The organism is Granulicella mallensis (assembly GCF_014203225.1).
Lineage (GTDB): Bacteria > Acidobacteriota > Terriglobia > Terriglobales > Acidobacteriaceae > Granulicella > Granulicella mallensis_A.
Map to the genome: position 1 here is coordinate 24,329 of NZ_JACHIO010000035.1, position 11,406 is coordinate 35,734.

Annotated in this window: 9 protein-coding genes, 1 tRNA gene and 1 pseudogene; 6 read left to right on the forward strand and 5 right to left on the reverse strand. The window is 56.5% G+C overall.

Translation table 11 applies throughout. The annotated features are described in order from the left end of the window. Positions 1–56: 56 nt before the first annotated feature. Positions 57–392, reverse strand: coding sequence for a helix-turn-helix domain-containing protein (locus HDF15_RS26540; RefSeq protein ID WP_184260914.1), 336 nt, complete (start codon positions 390–392; stop codon positions 57–59). A 93-nt stretch (positions 393–485) separates the two neighbouring features. Between HDF15_RS26540 and HDF15_RS24800 the strand changes: the two genes are divergently transcribed. Continuing rightward, positions 486–917, forward strand: a complete 432-nt coding sequence (locus HDF15_RS24800; RefSeq protein ID WP_184260917.1) for a DUF1772 domain-containing protein — start codon at positions 486–488, stop codon at positions 915–917. Positions 918–1,178: 261 nt separating this feature from the next. Beyond that, positions 1,179–1,706 carry a glutathione peroxidase gene (locus HDF15_RS24805; RefSeq protein ID WP_409254889.1) on the forward strand — a complete coding sequence of 176 codons (528 nt, stop codon included), beginning with the start codon at positions 1,179–1,181 and terminating at the stop codon, positions 1,704–1,706. A 350-nt stretch (positions 1,707–2,056) separates the two neighbouring features. On the opposite strand, the gene HDF15_RS25620 is transcribed toward HDF15_RS24805, so the two are convergent. After that, the gene (locus HDF15_RS25620) at positions 2,057–2,620 is read right to left on the reverse strand and encodes a hypothetical protein (RefSeq protein ID WP_221314612.1); all 564 of its coding nucleotides are present in this window, start codon (positions 2,618–2,620) and stop codon (positions 2,057–2,059) included. Positions 2,621–3,114: 494 nt separating this feature from the next. Between HDF15_RS25620 and HDF15_RS26545 the strand changes: the two are divergent. Next, positions 3,115–3,615, forward strand: a pseudogene (locus HDF15_RS26545) (tyrosine-type recombinase/integrase); the annotation flags it as partial. 33 nt (positions 3,616–3,648) lie between these two features. On the opposite strand, the gene HDF15_RS24820 reads toward HDF15_RS26545, so the two are convergent. Together HDF15_RS24820 and HDF15_RS24825 are read right to left on the reverse strand one after the other, a co-directional pair. Next, entirely contained in the window at positions 3,649–4,557 is a 909-nt protein-coding gene (locus HDF15_RS24820) for a hypothetical protein (protein WP_184260920.1), read from the reverse strand. A 267-nt stretch (positions 4,558–4,824) separates the two neighbouring features. Further along, entirely contained in the window at positions 4,825–5,757 is a 933-nt protein-coding gene (locus HDF15_RS24825) for an aldo/keto reductase (protein WP_260331351.1), read from the reverse strand. Between the two features lie 330 nt (positions 5,758–6,087). On the opposite strand from HDF15_RS24825, the gene HDF15_RS24830 reads away from it, so the two are divergent. Then, positions 6,088–6,162, forward strand: a tRNA-Gly gene (locus tag HDF15_RS24830). A 65-nt stretch (positions 6,163–6,227) separates the two neighbouring features. On the opposite strand, the gene HDF15_RS24835 is transcribed toward HDF15_RS24830, so the two are convergent. Further along, positions 6,228–7,823, reverse strand: a complete 1,596-nt coding sequence (locus HDF15_RS24835; RefSeq protein ID WP_184260923.1) for a S41 family peptidase — start codon at positions 7,821–7,823, stop codon at positions 6,228–6,230. A gap of 394 nt (positions 7,824–8,217) precedes the next feature. Between HDF15_RS24835 and HDF15_RS24840 the strand changes: the two genes are divergently transcribed. Together HDF15_RS24840 and HDF15_RS24845 are read left to right on the forward strand one after the other, a co-directional pair. Next, complete coding sequence (locus HDF15_RS24840) at positions 8,218–10,122, forward strand: peptidylprolyl isomerase (RefSeq protein ID WP_184260926.1); 1,905 nt, start codon at positions 8,218–8,220, stop codon at positions 10,120–10,122. Between the two features lie 93 nt (positions 10,123–10,215). After that, positions 10,216–11,253, forward strand: a complete 1,038-nt coding sequence (locus tag HDF15_RS24845; RefSeq protein ID WP_311733205.1) for an OB-fold nucleic acid binding domain-containing protein — start codon at positions 10,216–10,218, stop codon at positions 11,251–11,253. Positions 11,254–11,406 lie beyond the last annotated feature (153 nt).

Consider the following 11,406-nt stretch of genomic DNA (forward strand, 5'->3'; position numbering starts at 1 on the left):
CGACAGCGGCAGCATCTCGTTTGCCGCAGGAAGAGTGAACAACATCTCAGCAAGGATCAGGTAGAGGGATCTCGTTTCAAATGTTCTCTGCCCCACGAACAGAGAACATCCAATACCGGGACCAACGTTCGTCCGTACGGCGTTAGCGAGTACCGCACTCGCAGGGGCAGGCCTTGCTCCTGATGACGCTCCAGAATTCCAGCGCCTGTCATATCCCGCAGATGACGGAGAAGCATCCTCTCTGTAATTTCAGGAATACTCTTCCGCAATTCGTTCGTCCTCATCGGCCCGTCCAACAGTCGCCAGAGGATTGTGCCCTTCCATCGCCCGTCGATGACGCTTAGTGTCACATCGATGGGGCATGGTGAGATCTCTTTCTTTGAGACGCCCATAGATCACTCCAACTGACAATTTTGTCAGTGCTACTTTTTGCATCAGTGCTCCATTCGAAAGCGTCTTTAGCGAAGAGTCAATAGGAGCCCCTTATGCACTTGTTCAACATGGTGACCCTCTTCGTCGTTCTTACTCTGGCAGGCGTCGAGTTTTCTGTATCTGCATTCATGAACCCTGCCGCGTCGCGGCTCGAACCCGAATCACAATTGAAGATGCTAAGCCGTTCTGCTCTCGTGCTTGGAAAGGTGATGCCGGTCTGGTACACGGTCTCTACCCTGTTTCTCGGTATCCAGACCTGGCTCTGTTGGCACACGCCTGGGCGCGCAATCCTGCTTACAGCGGATGCGATCTGGGTTCTTATTTCGGTGGCATCGATCTTTGTCCTGGTTCCGCTCGCTAGTCGCGTGGCGGAAGGTGCTGCTGATTGGCAGCGGATATATCGGATTTGGGACCGGCGACATCGAGTGCGCATAGCCGCTCTCGCCACCGCAGCCGTCCTGCTCACATACGTAGTAGTCCGCTGAGGGATGCTCGATCCAGATCAGTACCGGGAAACGCGCTTATGGTGACCAATAGCGGTTCGTTCCTGCAAAGTCGCGTTTCGCCAAGTTCGCATCCGACGTTTCCGAAAACGCCGTTTTTGGTGCTGCTGGCCGTTTGCATTGTCGACCCCATACGGTACTTGGTACGAACATCGGCGACGGCGCTGCCACTTAAAATCAGCCGCCCAGTTACACTGGGCATATAACGATTTTCTGGAGTCGACCGTGCGAAAGATCTACCTGATGCTGATGTTGTTGTTCCTCAGCGGCTTGGCCGTGGCCGATGCCGGCGCGCCCGTCTACAATTTCAAACTGAGCACCATCGATGGTGACCCCACCACGCTAGGTGCCTACAAGGGCAAGGTGCTGCTGGTGGTCAACGTCGCCAGCGCCTGCGGATTTACGCCGCAGTACACCGCCCTCGAGGCCGTCTACGAGAAGTACAAGGACAAGGGCCTGGTGATCGTCGGCGTGCCGGCGAACAACTTCGCCAACCAGGAGTCCGGCACCAATGCAACGATCAAGGAGTTCTGCAGCGCCAAGTTCCACGTGAAGTTTCCGATGATGGCGAAGGTCTCGGTAAAGGGTGACGATAAGACGCCGCTCTACCAATACCTCACTGCGGCGCCGAACGTTGGCGGCGAGATCAAGTGGAACTTCACCAAGTTCCTCATCGCGCGCAACGGACAGCCGATTGCTCGCTTTGAGCCGGCCGTGACGCCGGATTCGCCACAGGTGATCTCGGCGATCGAGTCTGCGCTGAAGCCATAGTCGCTGTGATGCTTGAAAGCCCGCTTTTAAAAGCGGGCTTTTTCTTTTGAAGAAAGGGCCGTCGTCACGGCAATGCCGATACAACCTGGTTCCGAAGCAAATGGTTTCTGTCGGAAGTTGAGGGCATGTTGGTGCAAAGTAACTACATCTGTAGGTGTGTCCGCGTCCCCGTTCTATAAGGAACGTTGGGATGAAGTACGCACAGTCCACAGAGAATTTCTAACGTACGGCCTCAATGCAGCAAAATCGTGATGCTCCGTTGCTATCGCTCGCGAGTTCAAGTCCTGAGAAACGCGTATCACTTCCCACAAGAGGACTTATCGGTACTAATCCCAATGGCGTAAGGCCGGTCACCAGTTGATCAACTTTGACAACGCCGACCAGCTCGCCCAGTGGATGCAATCAACAGGGTTCGCATCGATACCGGCCTGTACGTCTGAGACGAGCGAATCTGGAACCCAGCAGAAGATCGTGCCATCCTTGTGCCAGAACCACGTATCCCAAGGAGGCGCATCTTCCGTGTCGAAAAAGCCGTGCGACGAGGCCTCAGCTGCACCGTCCGAGACTGTTTCCATGGCCTCATAGAGGAGCAATCGGCCGAGTGCTTGCGCCCCTACTGGATCGACCGGGCCAGTGGTGGCATCTCGAAGGATCTCGGAACGCTTTTGCCTGATCGACTCTGAGGCCTGTCGATAGCTGTCGCGTTTCACCTTAACGAAAGCGTCTATTCCTAATTCATTAAGAGAAGGGACTACGAGAATCGAACTTGGGTCCAGCATCGGACTGCGCAGGTCGTCTGCCCGAAGGTGATCGCGATTGAACCACGCGGCGGTCTCTCCCAGTGCCTGCAAAACTTCAACAGGCGGTTGCGAACTGCCATTTGTCTCGAAGTTGGAAAGCCCCAGAGAGATCATGTAATCAGCATATCTTTACGAAATCCTTTCGCCACGGCTAGGAGGCCGTCTATGTGGCGAAAAAAGCAAAGAAACCCAAGAGTGTTCTGAGACTTCCAGACCTCGACTACTCCAGATCAGCGGTTCTCAACAGCCTTCCATCTTTGAACTCGCGACGGTCGTACGAACACGCCATCCGTGACTTCACCGAGTGGTACTGCTCTGAACCACGCCTCGCGTTCAACAAAACGGTAGTGACCCGCTATCGCATCGCTTTGGAGCAGCGAGGATACGCTCCCTCAACGATCAACCTTCGACTTGCCGCTGTTCGCAGGCTCGCATACGAGGCTTCGGATTGCGGATTGCTTAGTCCTGACCTTGCTGCCGGCATTCGTCGGGTCAAAGGGGCGAAGCGCTTGGGCGTTCGTGTTGGGAATTGGCTGACCGTTGAACAGGGCAGGAGGCTGCTCGCCGTGCACGCTGGCAAACACTTGCGAGACTGACGCAACCATGCTGTTCTAGCAATGCTCCTTGGATGTGGTTTACGTCGAGCAGAACTTGTTGCAGTCAAGATTGAGGACTTCGAACTTCGAGAGGATCATTGGGTGCTTGCAGACCTCATTGGCAAAGGGCGTCACATGCGGACAGTTCCTGTGCCAGGTTGGGTTAAATTAGCTATTGATGCTTGGTTGGAAGCTACAGAGCTACAAAACGGAACTCTCTTCCGTGCGATCGGGAAGACAGGCAAGATTCGAGGGGATGGATTCACCGCCAAGGTTGTTTGGTCGATTGTTCGGCGAGCAGCTTCGGACTGTGGCCTTGGTGTGATCGCGCCCCATGACCTTCGTAGAACTTGCGCTCGGCTCTGTCATCAAACGGGTGGCGAGCTTGAACAGATACAGTTTTTGCTCGGCCACGTATCGATTCAAACCACAGAACGCTACCTAGGTTGCAAACAGCGGCTACAAAACGTCGTTAATGACCGGATTGGCCTAGAAAGCATACCGCCCATGTAGCCAAATCAGTCGTTAGACTGGTTGGCCATCGAACTACCTGTAGGGTGCGAAGCCGGATGACATCGATGAACAGCATGGGCCTTGAGTTTGGAGCGTGCTGTTGAAGGCAGTAAAGCTCACAGAGATGTCTGATGGCTTCCCACCTGACTGCTCTTCTTTCCAAACTCCTTCGTGCTGCCGGTAAACTACGGTGCCAGTGCGAGGCAGAACAAACGTATGAGCGGTTGGTTGCGGATCATCAACGATCAGCAGGACGCGAACCTGGTTCTTGCCGTCGGTTGCGAAGTCCATTCGACTCACGGCTACGTATTTGTTGGCCTCTCTTAGTTGGTAAGCAAACTCTGGCCCAAGATAAGCAAGGCTCGGAGCTGCCTGTTCGGAAGGACTCCTCCGGATCACTTCAATTTTGGCGTTCGTAAGCGCTCGGTTCGGCAGCATCGGGCGGATCAGCCAGTATCCTCCCAATGCCAATGCTAGGAGGGGAGCGATTATTCGAATCGCTAAAGGGGGCAGATAGGGGAATTTTGGTACTAAGCGAGGGAAGACTAGCAATCCCCAGAGAGCACCACAGGTGGCTGCGGTATAGACACCCATCGCAGAGATTGCAATCATCCATCCGGCTGCGGCCATCATGATGCCAGAAGAGATCAGGGCCAAGATCGTAGCAACCACTCGGTTCAGATATCGCGGGGCACGGCACCATCCCAAAATGATCGACAGCAAAGCAAAGAGGCTGCCATAGAACGCGGCTCCCCTGAGAAGAAGAAGTGCGAAGCCGAAAAAGAACTGCAGTTCTTCCTTGCTTGGCAGGTGCGGGCTCTGCCATCCCGGTCCGGGGCGGTCACTGTAGGGGAGGTAACCGACGCTATTAATCGTGACCAGGAAAAGGTTCGGCAGCACGTCCGTTGCCAGAACGTATGTCACAACGGTCCAGAGGAGCAAGGACCACCAGCTCTTTGGTTTAGGCCACTTCATAATTGAAGCTTACGGGTTCCCATCTCTCTGAACAAATGTTGTTGGGGGGCAAGAGATACTAGTCCTCATAAACGCGCTTCTAGGAAGCGATCACGAAGCAGGTGCTAAGGGCGAAAGTGCGGGAAAGGAGCGAGGCTGTTTAGACACACAGCACTCACTCCCTTCATCCGATGATTAACGCTCACTGGCGATGAGCCGGCTGATTCTGCTCTCGATGTTGTGGATGAGAATCCGTTAGGTCCATTCTGGAAACTGACTTTTATTCTCGTCCAGGGCTGAGATCTTTTGCATGTCCTCAGCGTTCAACGAGAAATCGAAGATGGCCAGGTTTTCGCGGCGATGGTCCGGGTTAGACGAACGCGGGATGGCGATGACTCCCCGCTGGTGGTGCCAGCGCAGAACCGTCTGCGCGACGGTTTTGCCATGCTTTTTACCGATCTGCTCCAGCACCGGGTTCGTAAATAGCCCGTTGCGCCCTTCTGCGAAGGGAGACCACGCCTCCATCTGCACACCAGCGGCATGCAACGAGTCAAATTGACCGGCCTGCTGCAGGAAGGGGTGTGTTTCCAATTGATTGATGACAGGCTTCGTGCTCGCTCCTGCGGTCAGGCTGGCGAGCTGTGTCTGGTCGAAGTTGCTCAGGCCAATCGCCTTGATCTTTCCGGCCGCGTTGAGCTCTTCCATGGCCCGCCACGACCCCTTCACATCTCCACGCGGCCGATGAATGAGATAGAGATCGAGGTATTCGAGCTGCAGCTTGTCGAGGGTCGTTTGAAAGGCGCGCTTCGCTGGTTCGTAGCCGGAGTCTTCCACCCATATCTTGGATGTCACAAAGAGGGATTTGCGGTCTATTCCGCTCTTCTTGATCCCGGCACCCACAGCTTCTTCATTGCGATAGACCTTGGCGGTGTCGACCAGACGATAGCCAGCGGTAATGGCGTCTGCAACGCTCTCCATGCACACATCACCCGTTAGACCGTAGGTCCCAAAGCCAAGGCTCGGCATCATCACACCGTTGTTGAGCCGTACCTGCGGTATCGAGACCTGCCCCTTGGAGGCCCATCCTGCATGGCCGAAGGCAGCCGATGCTGCAACGAGGGCTCCCCCCTTCAGCACAGCTCGGCGGCTGATCGCGCCTGCTTTTTCGTTGCTATTGATGTTCATCATGCTCTGCTTTCCACCTTCCAGTTGGGTCGATCTGCGGGACTGGCTAACAGAGGAAATGGTACAGAGAAAAGCGTTTTTCGTCACTTGAGAGGGGCAGGGGCGGAGTACGTGTTTTCAGATGGAAGTTTCTGAATCAGCGGGAGCCTATGTTTTCTGGGTGATACGAACGAAGAACGGGAGGAAGCAGGTTCGCTCGCTGCGCTCGGAATGACAATCAGAAGAGCAAGAGCAAAGGCAACTGCACAAAATGGGGGCAGAAGAGAGCATTCTCTCCGACTCGAGGGGGGTGTCCACACTTGTGTGGGAACTGCTCTATAATGATCCAGTCGGGCGGGAGTAGCTCAATGGTAGAGTAGCGGCTTCCCAAGCCGTTGGTTGCGGGTTCGATCCCCGTCTCCCGCTCCAATACACAGAGATTAGAAACACAAAGGCCGCGCTATGAGCGCGGCCTTTGTATTGTGAGCCAGGCGTTATTTGCTGGCGGTTTGGGTTTTCTGCTGTGCCGGCAACGTGTGGTTTTCGAGGGCCAGTGCCTCCGGCATAAACGTCAGGGCCTTGCTGATCTGCGGGTCCCATTCTGCCCGGATGCGCATGCCTTCCGCCTGGCCGAACTGTGTGGTGAAGAGCTCGGCCTTGATGGTCGACTTTACCCAGTCCAGATTATCGGCGATGTCCTTGTCGGTGTACTCAATCTTTTCCGACTTCAGGAAGTCCTTGAACTGCTGGATCAGCGCGTCATCGACGACCAGTTCCTTGGTGACCGAGTGGTCGGAGAGATAGTGCTTGGTGAAGTTGAAGAAGGCATAGTGCTGCAGAAGAATGTCCTGCAGGTGGTCCGACTTCAGCTCGGCAATCTTCTCGTCAGGAGTGATGCCGCCACCGCCGTAGACCGTACGGCCGGAGTCCGTGAGTTTGACCTCGGTGTTGGTGTTGTTCGCGGGCAGCGCGCCCTGGCGGGCGTAGTAGTAGTCGTAGAGCGAGACGCCGTCATAGTTGCGCTGGATGAGCCGGCCCGACGGGGTGTAGTAGTGGAACGTCGTCAGGGCAAGTCCTGTGTTTTCCGCGATAGGGAAGACCGTCTGGACGAGGCCCTTGCCGAAGGTCGTTTCACCGACGATCAGCGCACGGTCATGGTCCTGCAGCGCGCCTGAGACGATCTCCGCAGCAGAGGCCGTATTCCGGTTGACCAGCACGACGATCGGGTACTTCACGTTAGAGCCACTGGGGGCGCGATAGACCTGGTCGGGGAAGGCGCGTCCGCGCTGCGAGACGACGATGTCGCCCTTTTGCAGGAACTTGTCGGAGACATTGACGGCTTCGTTCAGCAGGCCGCCGGGGTTACCGCGCAGGTCGATCAGGAGTCCGTTGATGGGGCCGAACTTGTCGAGTGCCGCCTGAACCTCATGGGAGGTGGTCTCCATGAAGTTGGTGACGTGGATGTAGCCGATGCCGGGCTTGATCTGGAAGGCGATATCTACGGAGTACCGTGGAATTTCATCGCGGATGAGGTCGAAGACCAGGGGTTTCGCGGTTCCTTCACGGCCCATCGTTACAGAGACATGGGTTCCGCGGGGGCCCTTCAGCAAACTGGCTACCGCGGCCGAATCCATGTGTTCCGTCGTCTTGCCGTCGATGGCGAGGATCGCATCGCCGGGCCGGATACCGGCCTTATAGGAAGGGGTTCCTTCAAACGGCGCGACTACGACGATCTTGTCGCCCTGCGGCTGGATCTGCATGCCCACGCCGTAGTACTTGCCGTGCTGGTCTTCGCGCATCTGGGCGAAGTCCTTGGGATCGTGGAAGCTGGAGTGCGGATCGAGCACGCGCAGCATGCCGGGGATGGCGCCATCGTAGATCGCCTTATCGATCTTGTCGTTGTCCAGCTTGTCGGCATAGTTCTGCTCCACGACCGCATAGACGTTCGTGAATGACTTCATCGAGTCGCGCAGGGCTGACTCGTCGGTTGCGGACTGAGCGGAGACGCCGCCAAACACCGAACCCGCGACGCCGCACGCCGCGAGAAAAATAGTTGCCGAAAAAAGTGCACGTCGTGTGCGGTTGACCATAGGGACCGAAGAGACCTCAATACGGAAGGGCTGTCAGCAAAAGTCGCACAAAAGGTGCGCTGTTGCAGCCGTTCTGGGTTGGACGGAGTATAGCATCCGCAGGTTAGCCCTGAGGCAGTCAGCCCCTTTTCCGGGCGGGCAGAAGAGGGTGTGCAGGGCGGTTTTACGGGGGAAAACCAGCGTAACCGTCGTTATATGGTGAGATGCACCATTTGAGGGACCGCCCTGCCCCCGCAATTGTGTTTCCTACGGTTAGAATGAGAATGCCAGATGACCTCTGTCTCGCCCTGCGGTCAAACCAATCGAAACTCTCCGGTACGAAGGATGGGGGATCGCATGGGGACCGAAGGACAGACCAATCGCTGACCGTATGGGCAGGGCCGTAAAGGAACGGATGATCGAGAAGCACACACGTAAGAACGCCATGAGCCGGCTGGTAGCCGGTGCCCCGTTTGCCGGTATTCTGCTCTTCGCTGTAGCCGGCGCTGGTTCAACCCTCTACGCGCAGACCAAGGTTCAGCAGCCGAACTACCCCATGCCGAGCGGATTTGGCACGGGTATCCCGCTACAGCTTCCGGCTCTGCCGGTGCCGACGCCGATTACGCCCAATGGCGCAGTGGTTGAGGACGTGATCGCTCGCGTGAACGACCAGATCATCACGCGCAGTGAGTATCTGCGCTCCGAGCAGCAGTTATTGCAGCAAGCCCAGCAGCAAAATGCCTCGCCGGCCGACTTTGAGAACAGCCGTCGGGACCTTCTGCGCGACATGATCGACGAGCAGTTGCTGCTCTCCAAGGGCAAGGAACTCGGTATTACGGGCGACGCCGAGACGGTCCGGGAGCTTGACGAGATCCGTAAGAGAAACCACCTGGACTCGATGGAGGCGCTGGAAAAGGCCGCCGCCGATCAGGGGGTATCGTTTGAGGACTTCAAACAGGGTATCCGTAACAATGCGATCAGGCAGCAGGTGGTGCAGGAAGAAGTAAGCCGCCACCTCAACATGACGCATACCCAGGAAGAAGCCTACTATGCTGCGCACGGCAAGGACTTCGAGGTTCCTGAGCAGATTCACCTCAGTGAGATCCTCGTAACAACGCCGGACAATGCCACCGATGCCCAGGTGGCAGCGGCCCAGGCCAAGGCTGACGATCTTGAAGCCAAGCTGAAGGCTGGCACCAACTTCGCCGATCTTGCCAAGAGCTCTTCGGGCGGCCCAACGGCTGCTGCCGGTGGCGATCTTGGCGACTTCAAGCGTGGATCGCTGGGCGATGTGCTTGAGAATGCAACATTCCCCTTGCCTGAGGGCGGCTTTACAGCTCCGATCCGTACACGGCAGGGCTTTGTCATCCTTCGGGTGGATAAACATCAGGCTGCGGGCATTCCTCCGCTGGCCGATATCGAGCCGCAGGTGCAGCAGGCAATTTACATTGATGCTCTGCAGCCTGCTCTGCGCGCTTATCTGACCAAGGCGCGCCAAGACGCGTACATGGATATCGATGCCAAAGATGGCTTCATCGATACAGGTTCGAGCCATCCTGGTGCGCGGCCCGGCGACATCGGTTATACCGTCTATACGCCGCCACCGCTCAAGAAGAAGACCATCAAGCACCAGCGCAACGAGCAGAAGAAGGCAGTTGCCGCACAGGCAGAACTGGCTGCTGCTCGTGCCAAGGTGGCGCAAAAGAATGCTGAACGGGCTGCTGTCCAGGCTGCGAAGAGCGGCGGGGGCAGTGTGAAGAACGCCTCGAAGTCCTCGAAACCGCCAAAGATCCATCGTGAGAAGGTTCGTTTTGGCCAGGCGCCGCGCAATGCGCTGCCGACCGGAGCGGCTGAGACCACGACCGAGAACGCTCCGTTGGTTGGTCAGGCACCAGGCGTTGCCATGGCTCAGACGAACTCAACCACGATTTCGACGGGGACGGGTGTCGATCCGGATAATCCGTTGACTCCGCAGGAGGGACCGACGCACAAGACGCGTCTCTCCCAGCGGCAGGTCCAGGAAAACGACGCACACCTTCAGTCCAAGCTGAACAAGGCCGACGCGAAGGCTGCGGTTCGTCCTGTGAAGGCGGATGTCCAAACGGATGCTTCGGAGACTCACCAGGCAGCCGCACTCGGGCTCAATGGCGATACGACTAAGAAGGTGAAGAAGAAGCGCAAGAAGGGTGACCCGAAGGAACGTCTGCAGGAGAAGGCCAAGCCGGTAGATACGTCGCAACCGATTTCGCCGACGGTCAATCCCGCCCTGGGTGGCAGTGCTCCAGTGTTGCCGCCAGTCGCTCCCTCAACGCCACAGTAAAGGACAGAGTGTAGAGAATAGAGGGTAGAGTGTAGAGATTCGGTCTACACTTCTACCCTCTCCTTTTTATGCCTATGATCCTCTATTCTTTTTATGCCTATGAAAGACTTTTTTATTGCCGACGCCGCACAGTTTGATACCCAGAACATCACCAGCTTCTTTTGCATCGCCACGATTGGCGTTCGTGAGCGCAAGGCAGGGAGCGGACAGTATCTTGCGCTGACGCTCGCGGACAAGACGGGACAGTTCGAAGCACGCATGTGGGAAGACTTTGCCGAGGCCGTGCAGCAATGCACAGAAGGCTCCTACGTCAAGGTGCAGGGTCAGGTCTCGAAGTATCAGGGCAAGTTTCAGATCACACTGAACAAGATGCGGCTGGCTGCCGACAGCGAGATCGATACCGCTGATTTTGTCCCGACGACACAGTTCAACGTGGCCAAGATGAATGCCGAACTGCGGGGCTATGTGGATGCTTTTTCCAATCCTCATCTGCGCGCCCTGGTGTTGGCTTTTCTCGACGACCCAACGATCGGCCCGGCTTTTATCGTGGCCCCTGCCGCCAAGCGTCTGCACCATGCGTGGATCGGCGGGCTGTTGGAGCATGTGCTGATGCTCGTGCGTGTGTGCCTGGCTACCGTGCCGTTCTATCCTGAGGTCGATCCCGACCTGCTGCTTACCGGCGCGATCCTGCATGATGTCGGCAAGGTGCGAGAGCTGTCATGGCGGTCGAGCTTCAACTACACGCTTGAAGGCCAGTTGATTGGCCATATCTCGATTGCGCAGGGGCTGCTGCACGAGAAGATTGCGGTGCTCAATGCTCAGGCCATGAAAGCAGCCGAAGAAGCAGGGACGGCGCCAGAGCTATTTCCTGACCGTCTGCGCATGCTGGTCGAGCATATGATTCTCGCGCACCACGGCAAGCTGGAGTTCGGCTCGCCAAAGCTGCCTATGACTCCCGAGGCCATGCTTCTGAGCGCGCTTGACGATCTCGAAGCAAAATTCCAGACGTTGCGGATGGAGTTTGCCACGTCGAAATCAGCGGGTAAGTCTGCCGAGGAGACCACGGATTGGGTGCGGTCGATGGATCGCAATCTATTCAACTCGCGCGAGTATCTCGCCAGTGACAAGTGATAAGTGGCAGGTGGTAAGTAAAAAGAACGCCTCTTACTTACCACTTGTCACTTGCCACTGTTCTAGACCATTTTACTTTTGGGTATAGATCTAGATACTTTTCAATTGTTTGGGTTTGGGTGATTGTTAGGAGATGGCGCGAGCGTATAGCGA